This window comes from Pararhizobium sp. LjRoot255 (genome assembly GCF_964252905.1).
In the GTDB taxonomy this organism is placed as follows: domain Bacteria; phylum Pseudomonadota; class Alphaproteobacteria; order Rhizobiales; family Rhizobiaceae; genus Pararhizobium.
Map to the genome: position 1 here is coordinate 2,282,300 of NZ_CAXUPQ020000001.1, position 17,413 is coordinate 2,299,712.

21 protein-coding genes are annotated in these 17,413 nt (G+C 60.1%); 15 read left to right on the forward strand and 6 right to left on the reverse strand.

Annotation, left to right across the window (positions count from 1 at the left end):
- Positions 1–894 (reverse strand): LysR family transcriptional regulator, encoded by an 894-nt coding sequence (locus tag ACSQ2W_RS11065; protein WP_436086282.1) that lies wholly within the window; start codon positions 892–894, stop codon positions 1–3.
- A 521-nt stretch (positions 895–1,415) separates the two neighbouring features.
- Here ACSQ2W_RS11065 and ACSQ2W_RS11070 point away from each other — a divergent pair.
- The 6 genes from ACSQ2W_RS11070 (at position 1,416) to ACSQ2W_RS11095 (ending at position 5,432) form a co-directional block, all read left to right on the forward strand.
- Positions 1,416–2,027 (forward strand): 5-formyltetrahydrofolate cyclo-ligase, encoded by a 612-nt coding sequence (locus ACSQ2W_RS11070; RefSeq protein WP_436086283.1) that lies wholly within the window; start codon positions 1,416–1,418, stop codon positions 2,025–2,027.
- Positions 2,005–2,829: a TIGR00282 family metallophosphoesterase gene (locus ACSQ2W_RS11075; RefSeq protein ID WP_436086284.1), complete on the forward strand. Its 825-nt coding sequence runs from the start codon at positions 2,005–2,007 to the stop codon at positions 2,827–2,829. Before ACSQ2W_RS11070 ends, ACSQ2W_RS11075 begins: the two co-directional genes overlap by 23 nt.
- Positions 2,830–2,872: 43 nt before the next feature.
- The gene (locus ACSQ2W_RS11080) at positions 2,873–3,145 is read left to right on the forward strand and encodes a hypothetical protein (protein WP_436086285.1); all 273 of its coding nucleotides are present in this window, start codon (positions 2,873–2,875) and stop codon (positions 3,143–3,145) included.
- Between the two features lie 112 nt (positions 3,146–3,257).
- Positions 3,258–4,091, forward strand: coding sequence for an MBL fold metallo-hydrolase (locus tag ACSQ2W_RS11085; protein WP_436086286.1), 834 nt, complete (start codon positions 3,258–3,260; stop codon positions 4,089–4,091).
- A gap of 30 nt (positions 4,092–4,121) precedes the next feature.
- Positions 4,122–4,598: a hypothetical protein gene (locus ACSQ2W_RS11090; protein WP_436086287.1), complete on the forward strand. Its 477-nt coding sequence runs from the start codon at positions 4,122–4,124 to the stop codon at positions 4,596–4,598.
- Between the two features lie 87 nt (positions 4,599–4,685).
- Positions 4,686–5,432 carry a YebC/PmpR family DNA-binding transcriptional regulator gene (locus tag ACSQ2W_RS11095; protein WP_436086288.1) on the forward strand — a complete coding sequence of 249 codons (747 nt, stop codon included), beginning with the start codon at positions 4,686–4,688 and terminating at the stop codon, positions 5,430–5,432.
- A 47-nt stretch (positions 5,433–5,479) separates the two neighbouring features.
- Here the strand turns inward: ACSQ2W_RS11095 and ACSQ2W_RS11100 are convergent, their stop codons facing one another.
- A complete protein-coding gene (locus ACSQ2W_RS11100) occupies positions 5,480–6,481 on the reverse strand; it encodes an LLM class flavin-dependent oxidoreductase (protein WP_436086289.1) in 1,002 nt (333 codons plus the stop codon).
- 172 nt (positions 6,482–6,653) lie between these two features.
- Here ACSQ2W_RS11100 and ruvC point away from each other — a divergent pair, with 172 nt between their 5' ends.
- From ruvC to ACSQ2W_RS11140, 8 genes are all read left to right on the forward strand, one after another.
- Positions 6,654–7,166: a crossover junction endodeoxyribonuclease RuvC gene (gene ruvC / locus ACSQ2W_RS11105; protein WP_436086290.1), complete on the forward strand. Its 513-nt coding sequence runs from the start codon at positions 6,654–6,656 to the stop codon at positions 7,164–7,166.
- Positions 7,167–7,221: 55 nt separating this feature from the next.
- Positions 7,222–7,488 carry an AbrB/MazE/SpoVT family DNA-binding domain-containing protein gene (locus tag ACSQ2W_RS11110; RefSeq protein ID WP_436086291.1) on the forward strand — a complete coding sequence of 89 codons (267 nt, stop codon included), beginning with the start codon at positions 7,222–7,224 and terminating at the stop codon, positions 7,486–7,488.
- Entirely contained in the window at positions 7,466–7,885 is a 420-nt protein-coding gene (locus ACSQ2W_RS11115; protein ID WP_436086292.1) for a type II toxin-antitoxin system VapC family toxin, read from the forward strand. The genes ACSQ2W_RS11110 and ACSQ2W_RS11115 overlap by 23 nt, the downstream gene beginning before the upstream one ends.
- Before the next feature lie 13 nt (positions 7,886–7,898).
- The gene (gene ruvA, locus ACSQ2W_RS11120) at positions 7,899–8,516 is read left to right on the forward strand and encodes a Holliday junction branch migration protein RuvA (protein ID WP_436086293.1); all 618 of its coding nucleotides are present in this window, start codon (positions 7,899–7,901) and stop codon (positions 8,514–8,516) included.
- A gap of 73 nt (positions 8,517–8,589) precedes the next feature.
- Positions 8,590–8,874, forward strand: coding sequence for an AbrB/MazE/SpoVT family DNA-binding domain-containing protein (locus ACSQ2W_RS11125; RefSeq protein ID WP_436086294.1), 285 nt, complete (start codon positions 8,590–8,592; stop codon positions 8,872–8,874).
- Positions 8,871–9,275 carry a PIN domain-containing protein gene (locus ACSQ2W_RS11130; RefSeq protein WP_436086295.1) on the forward strand — a complete coding sequence of 135 codons (405 nt, stop codon included), beginning with the start codon at positions 8,871–8,873 and terminating at the stop codon, positions 9,273–9,275. Before ACSQ2W_RS11125 ends, ACSQ2W_RS11130 begins: the two co-directional genes overlap by 4 nt.
- Positions 9,272–10,312 (forward strand): Holliday junction branch migration DNA helicase RuvB, encoded by a 1,041-nt coding sequence (ruvB, locus tag ACSQ2W_RS11135; protein ID WP_436086296.1) that lies wholly within the window; start codon positions 9,272–9,274, stop codon positions 10,310–10,312. The genes ACSQ2W_RS11130 and ruvB overlap by 4 nt, the downstream gene beginning before the upstream one ends.
- The gene (locus ACSQ2W_RS11140) at positions 10,313–11,215 is read left to right on the forward strand and encodes a metallophosphoesterase (RefSeq protein ID WP_436086297.1); all 903 of its coding nucleotides are present in this window, start codon (positions 10,313–10,315) and stop codon (positions 11,213–11,215) included. It begins immediately after the preceding gene.
- A 2-nt stretch (positions 11,216–11,217) separates the two neighbouring features.
- On the opposite strand, the gene ACSQ2W_RS11145 is transcribed toward ACSQ2W_RS11140, so the two are convergent.
- Genes ACSQ2W_RS11145 through ACSQ2W_RS11155 form a run of 3 tightly spaced genes read right to left on the reverse strand, consistent with a single transcriptional unit; the run spans position 11,218 to position 14,208 of the window.
- Entirely contained in the window at positions 11,218–12,105 is an 888-nt protein-coding gene (locus ACSQ2W_RS11145; RefSeq protein WP_436086298.1) for an NAD-dependent epimerase/dehydratase family protein, read from the reverse strand.
- 13 nt (positions 12,106–12,118) lie between these two features.
- Positions 12,119–12,991, reverse strand: coding sequence for a glycosyltransferase (locus ACSQ2W_RS11150; protein WP_436086299.1), 873 nt, complete (start codon positions 12,989–12,991; stop codon positions 12,119–12,121).
- Positions 12,988–14,208 (reverse strand): NAD-dependent epimerase/dehydratase family protein, encoded by a 1,221-nt coding sequence (locus ACSQ2W_RS11155; protein WP_436086300.1) that lies wholly within the window; start codon positions 14,206–14,208, stop codon positions 12,988–12,990. Before ACSQ2W_RS11155 ends, ACSQ2W_RS11150 begins: the two co-directional genes overlap by 4 nt.
- 124 nt (positions 14,209–14,332) lie before the next feature.
- Here ACSQ2W_RS11155 and ybgC point away from each other — a divergent pair, with 124 nt between their 5' ends.
- On the forward strand, positions 14,333–14,776 hold the full coding sequence (gene ybgC, locus ACSQ2W_RS11160; protein ID WP_018327848.1) for a tol-pal system-associated acyl-CoA thioesterase: 444 nt from the start codon (positions 14,333–14,335) through the stop codon (positions 14,774–14,776).
- Here ybgC and ligD read toward each other — a convergent pair whose 3' ends face one another.
- Positions 14,777–17,410 carry a DNA ligase D gene (ligD, locus tag ACSQ2W_RS11165; RefSeq protein ID WP_436086301.1) on the reverse strand — a complete coding sequence of 878 codons (2,634 nt, stop codon included), beginning with the start codon at positions 17,408–17,410 and terminating at the stop codon, positions 14,777–14,779.
- Between the last annotated feature and the right edge of the window lie 3 nt (positions 17,411–17,413).

Here is a 17,413-nt window from a genome sequence, read left to right on the forward strand (position 1 = left end):
TCAGCTATGGGCCGCCGGCTGCGCACGGAACGCGTCGCGAATGGCGTTGGCCATGCTTTCGACAATCCTGTTGTTCGCATTTCTCGCCCTGGTTTTCAGCACCACATTCGAAAAGTCGATGACGTCGTAGCCGTCGGCGGCCGTCAGTTCGCGGCACCCGGCGGGGATGCTGCTGCGGGTGAGCGGAGCGATGGCGAGGCCGGATGTCACGGCGGCGATCAGGCCGTTGCTGGTGCGGCTGATATAGGCCACGCGGCTTTCGATGCCGCGTCTCTTCAGGTTCTTCAGCGCCAGAGCGTCGCACCATCCGCCTTTCAGATAGGTGTAGGTGGCGATCGGCACGGGATGGCGCTCGTGGATCTGCTGCTGGTCCGACGTCACCCAGACGGTGGGATCCACCATGAGGACCTCGTTCTTCGCGTGGCCGCCGGGTTCGAACACGACGGCGATATCGATTTCGCCTGCCTCGAGTGCGGCCAGGTTGGACATCGAGACGCCCTGCTGCACCGTGACCTCGACGCCCGGGTGGATAGCGGCGAAAGCGCCGAGCGCCTTCGGCAGCGTCGAGTTGATATACTCCTCTGAAATTCCGATCCTCACCGAGCCGTCGAGGGCGGGCAGCCGGATGGATGCCGCCGTATCGTCAAGAAGGGCGACGATGCGGCGCGCATTGTCGAGAAGCCGCGCACCGTGGCCCGTCATGTTGACGCCGCGCGATCCGCGCTCGAACAATGGCTCGCCGAGAATGTCCTCCAATTTCTTGATCTGCATGCTGACGGCCGATTGGGTTCGGCCGACCGTCTCCCCCGCCTTCGTAAAATTGCCGCTGTCGGCCACGGCAACGAAGGTTCTCAGAAGATCGCTTTCGAGAGGAGGAAACATCGCGTTCGCCATCAGGTTTTCTAATGACAGACATCTTCGCAATTCGTTGGCTTGATGTCAACGCAAGTCCGATACTCTGCGAGAACATCTCGGAGTTTCGGATATGAAGCACGATCGCAGGGCACGGCGACGGTCCGTCAGAATGACGGAGTATTTTTGGCGCGGCATTGAGGAATGGCGGGCAGGGCGCCTGGCGCGGCAAGCCCTGGCCGAGATATCACGCCGCCAGAACGCGCATCTGCTCGATGATATCGGCATCGACAGCGCAGACGTTTGCAGGCGCGATCGCATGCAACGCCACTGCTTCTGGATGTTATGAAATCAGGTTCATGGGGGCGGCGCGAAAAATCGCTTCGGCGACCTTGCCGGCCTGCAGCTCTTCCAAGGCCGTATGGAAGGCTTCCTCGCTATGGCATGCCAGATTGAGAAAGAGACGGCTTCGTCGCAAAAAGTTGTAGAAGCGACGGCGGCGCGGTTTCCCTCTGCCGGTTGGATGCACTAGAAATAGACATTCGCTGTAAGAGGGTATGTGCATGACACCGAGGGAACTGAAGGCTGCGCTGCGAATGGAGCGGCTGGCGCTGCGCGATGCGATGACGCCGGACGCGCGCATGAAAGCCAGCCTTAAAATGCTCGACCATGCCGGCGACGTCATCGAGTTCGAGCCCGGGCAGGTGATTTCCGGCTTCTGGCCGATCCGCTCGGAAGTCGATATCCGGCCGCTGATGACACGCCTGCGCGAGCGCGGTGCGCGGCTGTGCCTTCCCGTCATTCTCGACAAGAAGACCATTGTCTTTCGCGCGCTCGTGCCCGGCGCTGCGATCGTAGAAACTGGTTTCGGCACGGCCGGGCCGGGCGAGGACGCGCCGGTGCTCGATCCCGACATCATGCTGGTGCCGCTGTCGGCTTTCGACAGAACCGGTCACAGGATTGGTTATGGCGCCGGATATTACGACCGTGCGATCGAACGTTTGCGCCGGAAAGGCCATATGCCAAGGCTGATCGGGATTGCATTCGACTGCCAGGAAGTGGCATCAGTGCCCGCAGAGCCACATGACGTGGCACTGGACGCCCTGCTGACCGAAAGCGGGCTCAGGATCTTCGGGCTAGGAATAAGCAAATATGAGACTTTTGTTTCTGGGTGACATGGTTGGCAAGACCGGCCGAACGGCGGTCTGGGACCGATTGCCCGGCCTGATCAGCGACCTGAAGCTCGATTTCGTCATCGTCAACGGCGAGAATGCAGCCGGCGGCTTCGGCATCACCGAGGATATCTTTCTCGAAACCATCAATGCCGGCGCCGATGTCGTGACCACCGGCAACCATGTCTGGGACCAGAAGGAGGCCGTTACCTTCTGCGAGCGGCACGACCAGTTCCTGCGCCCGGCCAACTATCCCGCAGGTACGCCCGGTCGCGGCTCCAATCTCTATTTCGCCCGCAACGGCGCGCGCGTCCTCGTCGCCAATGTCATGGGCCGCGTGTTCATGCATCCGGAACTGGATGATCCCTTCAAGGCGGCGGAAGCCATTCTTGACGCCTGTCCGTTGAAGGAACAGGCCGACGCCATCATCTTCGATTTCCACGCGGAAGCGACCAGCGAGAAGCAGTGCTTCGGCCATTTCGTCGACGGCCGCGCCAGCTTCGTCGTCGGCACCCATACGCATGTGCCGACCGCCGACCACCAGATCCTCAATGGCGGCACGGCCTATATGTCGGATGCCGGCATGTGCGGCGACTATGACAGTTCGCTCGGGATGGAGAAGGAAGAGCCGCTGAACCGCTTCATCTCGAAGATGCCGAAAGGCCGCTTCGAGGCGGCGTCCGGCCCGGCCACCATCTGCGGCGTCGGCGTCGAGATTTCCGATCGCACAGGCCTTGCGGAAAACATCGCGCCGCTTCGGATCGGGCCGCGGCTGGCGGAGACGATACCGGCGTTCTGGCGGTAGAACAATATCTTGCGGGCGAATCCGTCATTGGCTTTAATAGAGCATGACGTTGGATGACTTCAAAATCGGAACTCTGTTTGACTGCAGCGAGAAACGTTATCTCTGCACAGATATAGGAACGCGAACTGTTGTTGCCATTCGGATCGATCGCATCGAAAAATCGACGCACAATCCTGATGGCACAGTCTCTCACGAAATTCTGAATTTCGAGGTTGCTCAATCTGAGGGATGGTTTTCTGGCCCACCATATGCCGTCAGCGAGATCGTGTTCGATGAAGACGATCTCAAGGCGTGCAAGCCCATTATGGGGGCATGAGTTATTGTCGATCGCAATGACGCGATTGTGAGCAGCCGCACACAATCGCTGCTGGACGTAGCTTTCATCGTGCCTATCCTCAAGGCCCATGCAAATCCTTGACTGCGGGTGCATGATGTTGCGATATCTCCTCCTCCCATTTGCCGCCATCGCGGTTTTGCATGTTCTCTGGCTGACGCCGGCCCATGCGCAAGTAGTTCCGATCAGCCAGTGCCAGGCGATCGCTCAGACGCTTCCCGACGTCGCCTTTGCCAGTTTCAAGCCGCAGAGCGCGTTCAATGTGCAGGCTTTGGCGAGCGATGAGGTGAAGATCACCTATATCGGCCACTCGACTTTTCTCATCGAGACGCCCGGCGGTGTCTCGATCGCGACCGACTATAGCGGCTGGTATGTGCCGCCGAAGACGCCGGATGTGGTGACGATGAACAAGGCGCACTCCAGCCATTATACGCTGGCGCCTGATCCGGCGATCAAGCATGTGCTGCATGGATGGGGTGACGACGGCGAGCCGGCGGATCATGATGTCGTCGTCGGCGACACCTATATCCGCAACGTGACGACCGACATTCGCGCTGGTGGCGGGATGATGGAGCCGGACGGCAACTCCATCTTCATTTTCGAAGTTGCAGGTCTCTGCATCGGCCATCTCGGCCACCTGCATCATGAACTCGACGATACCGACTATGCCGAGATCGGCCGCCTGGACATCTTGATGGTGCCCGTCGATGGCGGCCTGACCATGGGTGCGGAAAGCATGAGCCGCGTGGTGACGCGGCTACGCTCTGCGCTGATCCTGCCGATGCACCGGCGCGGGCCGCCGGTCACCAATTTCCTGCAGATGTTCGGGGATGGTTTCGACAAGAGCTTTGCGCCGGAAGCGAGCGTCATGGTTTCGGTGCGTTCCTTGCCAAGAAAGCCCTTGATTTATATCCTGCAGGGCGTGTGACTTCGGGGATATACAATCAGGAATCATGGAATGAGATTTTTCGCCGTCTGTACGCTTGCCCTCCTTTCCATGACATCCCTTGCTCAGGCCGACGGGGCGCCACCGCCGCGCATGCCGACGGCAGAAGACGACAAGCCTATCACCGTGCCGGAAACCAAACCCCTCGGCCGACAGGAAGGATTTGTGCTGCCATCCGGCAATATCGGCTGTGTTTACACGCCGGAGGGTGGAACGGAGGTCTACCAGCCAGCCGACGGCGGCCCGGAACTTTCCTGCGACCGCGTCGCGCCGCGTTATGTTCGGGCGACGCTGTCGCGCAACGGTGCTGCCACCCTCTTTCACGATGTAGGCGACCGGAGCTGCTGCTCCGCCAGCCCGGTACTCGATTATGGCCAGACCTGGACGGCGGGACCGTTCTCCTGCCTCTCCACCCGCAGGGGCCTTTCCTGCGAGCGCGATGGCGGGCACTCCTTCTTTCTCAGCCGCCGGCGGATCGACGCCAACTGAAAAAAGGTGGTGCCTGCTGGACGCAAAGCGCCAATGAAACTATAAGGCGCCCAAATCCAAACATGACAAGTATGCGAAGAGGGCGCCATGGCCGGCCATTCACAGTTCAAAAACATCATGCACCGCAAGGGCCGTCAGGACGCCGTGCGGTCGAAAATGTTCTCCAAGCTTGCGCGGGAAATCACCGTCGCGGTCAAGGGCGGCCTGCCTGACCCGACCATGAACGCGCGCCTGCGCCTGGCGATCCAGAACGCCAAGGCACAGTCGATGCCGAAGGACAACATCGAGCGCGCCATCAAGAAGGGCTCCGGCGCCGATGGTGAAAACTACGAGGCGGTGCGTTATGAAGGTTACGGTCCCGGAGGCGTTGCCGTCATCGTCGAGGCGCTGACCGACAATCGCAACCGTACCGCCTCCAACGTCCGCTCGACCTTCACCAAGGCCGGCGGTGCGCTTGGCGAAACCGGGTCGGTTTCCTTCTCCTTCGACCGCGTCGGCGAAATCGCCTACAAGCTGTCGGTCGGCAGCGCCGACAAGGTCATGGACGCGGCGATCGAAGCCGGCGCCGAAGACGTGACGACCGACGAAGACGGTCACTATATTATCTGCGGGTTCGAGGATATCGGCGATGTTTCCAAGGCCTTGGAAGCAACGCTCGGCGAAGCAGACATGGTCAAAGCGATCTGGCGAGCCCAGAACACCGTGCCGGTCGATGAAGAGCGTGCCCAGTCGCTGATGAAGCTGATCGACACGCTGGAAGACGACGACGACGTGCAGAACGTCTACACCAACTTCGAAGTGTCCGACGAAGTGATGGCCAAGCTTTCGGCCTGATCAGTCAATCATTTCATGGAAGGGCCCGGTTTTCCAGCCGGGCTTTTTTATGCGGCCTTCGCCAATTCCTGTTGCGCATCCGCAAACAGCCGTACCGATTTCAGCCGTGCCTCCATATCGTAGATCGGCATGGAAATGATCAGTTCATCAGCCTTCGTCTGGTCGAGGAACCGGTCGAGCTTTGTCCTGATCGCCGCCGGGCCACCGACGACCGCGTAGGTCATCGCGTGATCGACGAAGATCTTTTCCGTCTCGCTCCACAACCCGTCCATGGAGTCCACCGGCGGCGGAAACTGGCCGCGCGCATTGCGACGGAGGGCGACGAAGGATTGCTGCATCGAGGTGAAGAGATGGCTGGCTTCGTCGTCGGTATCGGCAGCGACGCCCATGATGCCGACCATGGCATGCGGCTGATCGAGAAGTTGCGACGGCTCGAAACGCTCGCGGTAAATCTCCAAGGCTGACAAGAGCATATCGGGCGCGAAATGCGAGGCGAAAGCGAAGGGCAGGCCGAGCATACCGGCAAGATGGGCGCTGAAATGGCTGGAACCGAGCAACCAGATCGGCACGTTGCTGTCGGCGCCGGGAACGGCGATCAGAGCCTGATCTTCCTTGGCCGGGCCGAGCAAGGTCTGCAGTTCGACGACGTCGTTCGGGAAATTGTTGGCGCTCGTCTCCATGTTGCGGCGAAGTGCTGCGGCGGTGCGCATATCCGTTCCGGGTGCTCGGCCGAGACCGAGATCGATGCGGCCGGGATAAAGTGCTGCCAGCGTTCCGAACTGTTCGGCGATCACCAGCGGTGAATGGTTCGGCAGCATGATGCCGCCGGAGCCGACACGGATCGTCTTCGTACCTGCCGCAACATGGGAAATGACGATCGAGGTTGCGGCACTGGCAATGCCTCTCATGCCGTGATGCTCCGCCAGCCAGAAGCGCTTGTAGCCCGCCGCTTCCGCCTCTTGCGCAAGCCGGCGTGAATTCTGCAGCGCCTGGGAGGCGTTTGACCCTTGTGTGATCGGGGAAAGGTCGAGGATGGAAAAGGGGACCATGATAAATCCTTCGATCAACGATTTTGATAGAGGCCTATGTAAGATCGAATTTCGTAAATCCAAGCCTGCCGGAGGAGAGGGGTGCAGATCAGTTCCCGCTAAATCATGGGAATGTTTTTGTTTTGTTCACATTTTGCTGGCAGCGTCCCACCATCGGGAATAGGATTTGAGCATGCAGAATACGATTCGCATTATCGGTATCGACCCGGGACTTCGCCGCACCGGGTGGGGCATCATTGACACGCTCGGCAACTCCTTGCGGTTCGTCGCCTCCGGCACCGTCACATCCGATGGCGAGATGGACCTTGCTTCGCGCCTTTGCCAGTTGCATGACGGATTGGCGGAGGTGATCCACAGTCACAAGCCAGATGAGGCGGCGGTCGAGCAGACCTTCGTCAACAAGGACGCCGTGGCGACGCTGAAACTCGGCCAGGCGCGCGGCATCGCCATGCTGGTACCGGCGCGGGCTGGGTTGCGGGTCTCCGAATATGCGCCGAATGCGGTGAAGAAGGCGGTGATCGGCGTTGGCCACGGCGAGAAGCAGCAGATCCACATGATGCTGAAAATCCTGATGCCGAAGGCTGAGTTCAAGGGCAATGACGCGGCCGATGCGCTGGCAATCGCCATCTGCCACGCGCACAATCGCGGCGCTGCACGGATGCGGATGGCGGCGCTTGCAGGCTGATTTGTTCTTGACTTGTTCCGTTTGGACGGCTAAGTAATACTACAGAGGTATTACCATGCGTGTTACTGAAAAAGGTCAGGTCACCATCCCGAAGGAAATCAGAGACCGTCTAGGCATCGTGCCGGGATCGGAAGTGGATTTCGTTGCGTCGGATAACGGCGCATTGCTGGTGCGCGTCGACAATCCCGAAGATCAAAATGTCATACGGGATTTCGACGACTGGGCCGCGCGCGTCAAGGGAACATTTGATACCGGTGGCATGACGACGGACGAGTTTATGCTTTGGCTGAGGGGCGAGCGTGACGATCTCCACTCTCGTTGATACGAATGTCTTTATCGATGTTCTTGGTCCTGAAACGCCTATTCGCAATTGGTCGCTGAGGGCCTTGCGGCAGTCATTGCGTGATGGAATTTTAATCCTTAGTCCCGTCGTCTGGTCGGAACTTGCCGCATCGCCAATTTCCGAAGGCGAGTTGCTTGCCGCATTGGGATGGCTGGACGCGAAGCGTGAAAATATACCCTTCGAAGCCGCTTTCCGTGCGGGAAAGGCGCATCGCGCCTATTGTCTCGCGGGTGGTCAGCGGGAAAGAACCTTGCCCGACTTCCTGATCGGCGCCCATGCAGACTGGCGGCGCTATCGTCTTTTGACGCGCGATGGAGCCAGATACAGTTCCTATTTTCCCTCCGTCGAACTGATCACGCCGGAAACCCACCCATGAAGGATTTTGCGCCATGATCGGCAAACTCAAGGGAACGATCGACGAGATCGGCGACGACCACGTGGTTCTCGACGTACACGGCGTCGGCTATGTCGCCCATTGCTCGTCGCGCACACTGTCGAAGCTCGGCTCTCCGGGCGAGGCCGTCATCCTGTTCATCGAGACCTATGTGCGCGAGGATCAGTTGCGGCTGTTCGGCTTCCTGACGGGGCTGGAGCGGGAGTGGTTCCGACTGTTGCAGGGCGTACAGGGGGTCGGCTCCAAGGTGGCGCTGGCGGTACTCTCGGTTTTGACGCCCGGCGAACTGGCGAATGCGATCGCCTTGCAGGACAAGACGTCCGTGTCGCGGGCACCGGGTGTCGGCCCGAAGGTCGCGGTGCGGATCGTCACCGAACTCAAGAACAAGGCGCCCGCCTTTGCCGGCGAGGCGGCCGCCAATATCGGCTTGAAGCAGGAGCTTGGCGATGGTGTCGCCGCAGCACCTGTGGCAGACGCGGTCTCGGCGCTGAGCAATCTCGGCTACTCCCGCGATCAGGCTGCAAACGCGGTAGCCGCGGCGCTGAAGAATGGCGGCGAGGGCGCAGATAGCGCCAAGCTAATCCGGCTGGGGCTGAAGGAACTGGCACGTTGATCGGTCATTTGTGCGGTTGGCAGAAATTTGGTAGAATTTCCCGCAAAATGAGTTCCGTTGGAAGGATAGCGGTATGTGGTGGGAAGTTACGCTTTCGCCGAAGGGCCAGGTGACCATCCCGAAGGAGATGAGGGAGGCCCTGAAGCTCCGCCCCGGCGATCAGTTGATCTATTCCGTCGTTGATGGCGAGGTCGTCCTTACCCCGAAAAACATCGATTTCAACGATCTTGCCGGTCTGCTGGGAAAGCCGCCGAAAGGAAGGGCGACATTGGAGGAAATCGACGCTGCGGTCCTGAAGGGTGGCGGTGCGAATGTCGTCGATACGCAAGACGACGATGAAGCGGACGCCGCCGCATGATGGTATTCGGGCTCGACACGAATATTGTGATACGGCTTTTCATCAATGACGATCCGGTACAGCGTGCAGCAGCACTCCAGTTCGGGGAAGGTCTTGGACGGGACTATTCGGCTTTTGTCACACTTATCGGATTGCTGGAGCTTGATTGGGCCCTTCGGTCGCAATACGGGTACGACAGGAAAGATGTCACGTTTGCCATTGACCGGTTGCTCCACACGCGCGGGCTCATCGTCGAGAATCATACGCTTGTCGTAAAGGCTCTTCGACTTGTCGAAAAAAACAATGCAGACTTTGCAGACACCGTAATTGCCTGCCGCTCGTTTGACGAAGGTTGTCACTCCACCAAGACCTTCGATGTGAAGGCCGCCCGCAAAGTCCCCGGAATGGAACTCCTCGCATGACCGATGCCGCACGTCTGATCACACCGGAAAAGCGGGGCGAGGACCTCGATACGACACTGCGGCCGCAGTCGCTGGACGAATTTACCGGCCAGGCGGAGGCGCGCGCCAATCTCAAGGTGTTCATCGAGGCGGCGAAGAACCGTGGCGAGGCGCTCGATCACGTGCTATTCGTCGGGCCGCCGGGCCTCGGCAAGACGACGCTGGCGCAGATCCTGGCCAAGGAACTCGGCGTCAATTTCCGCTCGACCTCGGGTCCTGTGATCGCCAAGGCGGGGGACCTTGCGGCGCTTCTGACCAATCTCGAAGACCGCGACGTGCTGTTCATCGACGAAATCCACCGGCTCAACCCGGCGGTCGAAGAAATTCTCTATCCTGCGATGGAGGATTTTCAACTTGATCTGATCATCGGCGAAGGGCCGGCGGCACGCTCAGTGAAGATCGACCTGTCGAAGTTCACGCTTGTCGCCGCCACCACCCGGCTCGGCCTCTTGACCACGCCATTGCGCGACCGTTTCGGCATTCCGGTGCGGCTCAGTTTCTATACCGTGGAAGAACTGGAATCGATCGTCCGGCGCGGCGCCCGGCTGATGGGGCTTGGCATCACCGACGACGGCGCCCGCGAAATCGCCCGCCGTTCGCGCGGCACGCCGCGTATTGCCGGCAGGCTGTTGCGCCGGGTGCGGGATTTCGCCGAGGTGGCAAAAGCCGAGGCGGTGACCAAGAAGATCGCCGACGAGGCGCTGACGCGGCTTCTGGTCGACAATATGGGCCTGGATCAACTGGACAAGCGCTATCTCACCATGATCGCGCTCAATTTCGGCGGCGGTCCGGTCGGCATCGAAACGATCGCCGCCGGGCTTTCGGAACCGCGCGATGCGATCGAGGACATCATCGAGCCCTATATGATCCAGCAGGGCTTCATCCAGCGCACGCCGCGCGGGCGTATTTTAACCGCAAACGCATGGAAACACCTTGGATTGCAGGTGCCGAAGGATCTGGAAACCACCCAGTTCCGCCTGTTCCAAGAGGATGATTGAGTGATCACACGGCGCGGCTTTCTGAAGTTTCTCGGCGGCAGTGTTGGCGGGATGATGGCGCTGGGCGGTTATGCCTTCGCCTTCGAGCCGCTCGTCAGGCTCAATGTCACGCGCTACAAGCTGACGCCACCGGGCTGGACGCCAGGGCTCAAGCTGCGGGTCGTTGCCCTGGCGGACATTCACGCCTGCGAGCCCTGGATGTCGGCCAGTCGCATTGCGTCCATTTGCGCCCATGCCAATACGCTCGGCGGTGATGTCACGGTTCTTCTCGGGGATTATGCCACGGGCATGAATCTGGTCACGCGCTACGTGCATTCAAGCGAATGGTCGAAGGCGCTTGCAACCTTGAACGCGCCTCTCGGCGTCCACGCTATCCTCGGCAATCACGACTGGTGGGAAGACAAGGCCGCTCAGAAGAGTGGCGGCGGCGATACCTTCGGGCACCGCGCCCTGAGAGATGTCGGCATCCCGGTTTACGGCAATCAGGCGGTCCGCCTGGAAAAAGACGGGCATGGATTTTGGCTCGCCGGTCTTGAGGATCAACTGGCCCTTCTGCCGGGCAAGACGTGGAACCGCCAATACATGACGGGTCTTGACGATCTTAGCGGAACGCTGGCGCAAGTCAGCGATGATGCGCCTGTCATCCTGCTCGCGCATGAGCCTGATATTTTTCCCGAGGTTCCAAAACGGGTTTCGCTGACGCTGTCGGGACATACCCACGGTGGGCAGGTGCGTTTTTTCGGTCGTTCTCCTGTGGTGCCGTCGCGGTTCGGCGATCGTTATGCCTATGGCCATGTTGTCGAGGATGACCGAAATATCATCATTTCGGGCGGCCTCGGCTGCTCGATCGCGCCGATCCGTTTCGGTTCGCCGCCGGAAATCGTCGTTATCGATCTCGGATAACTTTAAGCTAATTGTTCGATCGTCCGCTGTAGCAGGTCCCTGCCACCTGGCCTCCAGCCCAATGCTTCGATCTTGCAGGTTCCCATCCGATTGTAGCTTTTGCTCTCCGCTGCTTCCGGCAGCGGATGCGGACAGCGGGTGACCCGTTGAAGGATCGAGAGAATTTCGCGGTTACCGGTCAGGATATCCGATATGTTGAACGTCCCGCCATTGATCCGCACCGTATCGACCTCCAGCATCAGCCGGACGGCCTTGGCGACATCTTCGCCATGCACTTCAGTCCCGACACGGGGGGAAACGGCCTTTCCCGACAAGTAGTCCTCGAAAAGAGAAGCCCATTTGTGCATGCGGCCCGGACCTGCGGGACCGTAGATTCCCGTAGCCCGTAAGCTGGCGGTGATAAAGCCATGGCCGCAAAGCGAAAGCAGGCTGCGCTCGGCCTGCAGCTTGACTTCGCCATACAGCGTATCGGGCTTGGCAAGCATGTCTTCCTCCAGCAGGGCGCCGGATGCTTGCGGGCCGTAGACGGCGCGGCTCGACAGGAAGACGCAGCGGCGAACGCCGGCATCGCGTGCGGTTTCGAACAAGTGCACGGTCCCATCCAGATTGGCGCGGCGGAACCCGTCCGGATCGTCGCCTTCGCCGCCACGATATTTCCCCGGCAGGTGATCGAAGGCGGCGTGGACGAGATAGTAGATATTGTCGAAGGCTTCGATCTGGTCTGCTTCGGGATCGAGGATCAGGGGAACGAAGGGAACGTCCTTCGAAAAGAAACCCGGTTCAGGCGCCGTGCGGCCACCGACGGTGACTTTATAGCCGCGCTCCAGCAGGTGTTCGACGATGAAGCGGCCGGCATAGCCGGTGCCGCCGGAAACGAGAACGCGGGTCATGAACTTCCTGAATTCAGTCGAGGTTTGGCGACCCCGGATTTGGCAGGTCGGCGATCGTCGGAATGTTCTCGCCAGTGAAGAAAGCATGCCAGACATCAATCAAAGCTTGCAGCTTTTCTTCTTTCGGATGGTCCTTTTCCCAAGGTTTTTCATATTGGTAATGCAGCACGCCGATCGATGCCCAGTCCCACAGCGCCGGCATGTTGAACCAGACATATTGCAGCATGTTCATCGTGACGGGCAGGCCGTGCCAGTCGGGGAAGAAATTCTGCAGAAAGGTCTGGTCGGTGCGTGGCCAGAAGGCATCGGGTGCATCCAGCCGTGTCAGCATGGCTTCGAACGTCCGGCGTGAAGGCTGGGCGACGAAGACGCCCGAGTTCAGCCGGTGAAAGTCGGCAAGGCTTTCATAAACATTGGGTGCTGCAGAAAATTCGGGATAACCAAAATAGCGGTCGATGTTCTTCAGAACCAGCGCGTCGGCGTCGATGAAGATGCAGCGGTCGTATTCCGTCAGCTGCCAGAGCCGCAGCTTGCAGAAATTGTCGAGCGGTGAATGGAAGCCGGGCTTGCGGCCCTTGGTGAAAGGGGCAGTGTCATGGACATTCTTGCGGGCATGACGCTCGTTGAAGGCGTCCGACAATGGCAGGAGATCGGTGGCGACGAGGCGGCAGCCGAGCCCGGCAAGCGGGACGAGCCGATCGGGTTGCACGCCGCCGGTGTGAAGGACGACGATATCGGCGCTGGTGTCCGTCAAGCGTATGGAGCGGGCAAGGGCGGTGGCTCCCATCGCGTAGTCGGCGTTCGTCACGAGCGTGACGAACGCATTGCACGATCCGGCGGGACCGGAAGGTGAAATGCCTTCTGAAACCAAACCGGATTGCGTCATGAAACCGATTTCAGCCTCCGGCCTTCCGGATCGTGATTGATCTTGGTGGCAATGTCTTTCGTCCAGGCCGAAACGGCAGGGACGCGGCTGCGATCGACGCGGTAGGCGTATTTCTTGCCAACATCCACGATTTCCGCAAGCAGACCGTCCTGAAGCGTGGTCGGATTGAGACCGAGCTCACGGAACTTCTTGTTTCGAACGACGAGATCGTTTTCGGCAGCTTCCTTGCGCGGATTGGGCAACCAGGCGATCTCGGAGCCGGTCAGGCCGGCGATTATTTCCGCCAGGTCGCGGATGCGGTGGGTCTCGGTCATCTGGTTGAAGATTTCCACGCGGGCGCCGCGCTGCGGCGGGTTCATCAAAGCGAGCTCGATGCAGCGCACCGAATCCTGAATATGGATGAAGGCGCGGGTCTGGCCGCCGGTGCCGTGCACCGTCAGCGGATAGCCGATCGCCGCCTGGATAAGGAAGCGGTTGAGCACGGTGCCATAGTCGCCGTCATAGTCGAAACGGTTGATCAGCTGGGTGTGGCGGCGGGTCTGTTCGGTGTGTGTTCCCCAGACGATGCCCTGGTGCAGATCGGTGATCCGCATGCCGTCGTTCTTGGCATAGAACTGGAACAGCAGCTGATCGAGGCATTTGGTCATATGATAGACAGAGCCGGGATTGGCCGGATAGAGGATTTCCTGGGCGACGGTGCGGCCATCCTCAGTCTGGATGCCGACCGGCAGATAGCCTTCCGGGATTGCGGCGCCGACGGTCGAATAGCCATAGACGCCCATTGTGCCGAGATGAACGAGATGCGCGTCGAGGCCGATCTCGACCAAGGCGTTCAAAAGGTTATGGGTCCCGTTGACGTTGTTATTGACCGTGTAGTTCTTGTGCCGGTCGCTCTTCATCGAATAGGGCGCTGCGCGCTGTTCGGCGAAATGGATGACGGCGTCGGGGCGGTTTTCGGCGAGCCAGTTTTTCAGGAGTTCGTAGTCGCGGGCGAGATCGATCAGGTGGAAATGGATGCGGCGGCCGGTTTCGGCGTGCCAGATGCGGGTTCGTTCCTGAATGGAATCCATCGGAGTGAGCGACTGGACCCCGAGCTCGGTATCGATCCAGCGGCGCGAGAGATTGTCGAGAATGTGAATGTCATGCCCGGCATCGGACAAATGCAGGGCCGTCGGCCAGCCGACGAAGCCATCACCGCCAAGGACAGCAATTTTCATGCAGGGAATCTCCTTCACGTGGAAAATTATGTGACGGTGATAGGGATGGAATGTGACAGGACGACAATGCTTGCCAAACGGCATTTGTTCCGCCACAGGAAAAAGAAAACTTCCGAGGTTGTGAATGACGTTGATCGCGCTTTCCGGCGAACTGACAGATCACGGGCACCGGCTGGTGCAGCGGGTCTATTATGAAGACACCGATTTCTCCGGCGTCGTCTATCACGCCCGCTACCTGCATTTCATGGAGCGGGCCCGCACCGACTATCTGCGGCTTTTGGGTGTCGAGCAGGCGACGCTGGCGATCGAGGGGGACGCCGAAGGTCTCGTCTTCGTTGTTCATCGCATGGAAATCGACTTCAAGGCGCCGGCGCGCATGGACGACATTCTGACGATCACCACGACGACGGAAAAGGCCGGCGGTGCCAAGATGGTGCTGGGCCAGGAAATCCGCCGCGAGGGCACGCTGCTGATCGCCGCCAAGGTAATCATTGCCGTGATCAACGGACAGGGCCGACCGAGGCGGCTGCCGGAGGCGCTGGGCAAGAAGTTTTTGGGGCAGGGCTGATCAGCTCTCGGCACCCGCCGCTTTCAGCATCGCCCTGGTCAGGCTCTGTTTCCAGTCCTTTGCCTCAGCCCACGGGTCGCTTCCCTTTTCGATCCTGCCGAGGACATCCGGAATATGGAAGCTGTTGGCGGCGTCGAGTTCGGCGAGTTCCTCCCACGTCACCGGTGTCGCGACCGGACCGCTCTTGCGGGCTCGGATGGAATAGGGAGCGACGGCAGTTGCGCCGCGTTCATTGCGCAGCCAGTCGATGAAGATGCGGCCCTTGCGTTTCGCCTTCGACATGGTGGCGATGTAGTGGTCCGGGTCCTGATCGGCGATCTTGACGGACAGCGCCTTGGCAAAGGCCTTGGCGTCTTCCCACGGCGCGTTGCGGGAAAGCGGCACGATGACATGTATGCCCTTGCCGCCCGAGACCATGGCGAGCGATTTCAGGCCGATATCCTCCAGTGTCTTGCGCAGATCGTCGGCCGCCGTCTTCACGGTTTCAAATGTCACGCTCGGATCGGGATCGAGATCGAAGACGAGGCGGTCGGCGGCATCGAGCCTGTCGACGGTCGAGCCCCAGATGTGGAATTCGACCGTGCCCATCTGCACGGCAGCGACGAGGCCTTCCGCGTTATCGACATAGAGGTAGTTGGCCACGTCGCCGTCCAATTCCTCGATCGGCACCTGATGGATTTCGTCCGGAAATCCTTCGCCGGCGTGTTTCTGGTAGAAGCATTGATGATCCGGCCCCTGCGGGCAGCGCAGGATCGAGGCCGGGTGCCTGGCAGCAAACGGCAGCATGCGGTCGGCAACGACGCCGTAGTAGCGGGCGAGGTCGATCTTGGTGATGTCCGGATCCGAAAAGAGCAGGCGGTCGGCATGGGAAATGCGGATGCCGAGCACATCGCCCTCGGCATCGGTTTCCTTGCGTTTTGGCGTCGTGTTGCTCGCGGAGGCGGTTGCGTCCGAGGGCGCTTTGAGCTTGGCCGCTTTCTTCTCAGCGGATGTCGTCGGGACAGGTTTTTCCGATTCCAGTGTCACGGCGGTTGCCTCCTTGTCCTCGCGCAGGCCCTCGAAGGCCCCGTGGCGGATATGGCCATCATCGGTAAATTCGGTGAAATCGATCTCGGCGACAAGTTTTGGTTTGAGCCAGACGGCGCCACGCGCGATCTCGCGCGGTACCGTCTCGAAAGCGGGTTTCTCGATTTTCAGCTTGGCAAAACGGGACGCCAGATCTTCCATCGTGCCTTCATCGAAACCGGTTCCGACACGGCCCTGATAAACGAATTTGCCACCCTGATAGGCGCCGACGAGCAACGAGGCGAAGGGGCGGCCGCGTTTGTCGGAGGGCGAATAACCGCCGATGACGAACTCCTGCCTTTTGGTGCATTTGATCTTCAGCCAGCTGCCGACGCGTCCCTCGCGATAGAGCGCATCCGCTCGCTTGGCGATGATGCCCTCCTGTCCGGCCCGGCACATGGCCTGGAAAACCTTCTCGCCGTTGCCCTGGACATGCTCGCTATATTGGACCGACCGGCTGCCGCCCAGCGTCTCGATCAGCGTTTTGAGCGACCGCTTGCGCTCGATCAGCGGCTTCTTGCGCAGATCCTTGCCGTCAAGAGACAGCAGGTCGAAGGCATAGAACCGCGTCTCCCCACCGCCCTTCAGTGCCTTCTGCAGGGCGGAAAATTTGGAGCCTTCTCCGGAAGCGGCGACCGCTTCGCCGTCGATCAGTGCACTCCTGCAATCGAGGTCGGAAAACCCCCCGACGATGTCGGGGAATTTTTCCGTCCAGTCGAGGCCGGTACGGGTGAAGCAGGTGACGCCCCCCTTGCCGATGGCGATCATCAGCCGGTAACCATCGAATTTTGTTTCGTTCAGCCACTCATCGCCATCCGGGGCGTTGGAAACCAACGTCGCGAGTTGCGGCCTTTGAAACGCCGGTTTTATGCCCGTCTGCATCTTTGCGCTCGGGCGGGGCGGTTTTTCCTGCGTAGCAACGGCACCCGCCTTGACGTTTTCGGCAGTTGTTTTGTTGGACTGCCAGATGCGGGCCTTCTTTTCGCCCCGGCCCGCGGCGATCTCTTCCATCGACCGGCCGGTCTTGACGCTGGTCAGGTTTTCCATGAGCAGGCTTTCGCCGTCGGGGTCAGCTTCCTCGTCGTCTTCCTTGATCAGCAGCCAGTTCTCGCGTTTTTCGCCCTCGCGTGGTTTCATGCGCACCAGCGTCCACCCGCCGCGCAGGCGCTGGCCGTGGGTGTGGAATTTCAGCTTGCCTTCCTCCAGCCCTTCGTCCGGGTCGTTATCCGGCTCCCACCAGCCGGTGTCCCACAGCATCACCGTGCCGCCGCCATACTGCTCCTTCGGGATGGTGCCCTCGAAGTCGCCGTAGGCCAGCGGATGGTCTTCGGTGCGCACGGCAAGGCGCTTGTCTTGCGGGTCGAGGCTCGGACCACGCGTAACGGCCCAGCTTTTCAGCACGCCCTTCCATTCCAGCCGGAAATCATAATGCAGCCGGGTTGCATCATGTTTCTGGATCAAAAAAAGTCTGCCCGACTTGGATCGCCTGGCCGCGCCCTTCGGCTCCGATGTCTTGGTGAAGTCGCGCTTGCGATTGTATTCGGTCAGGGAATCGTTCTGCTGAACCATGAT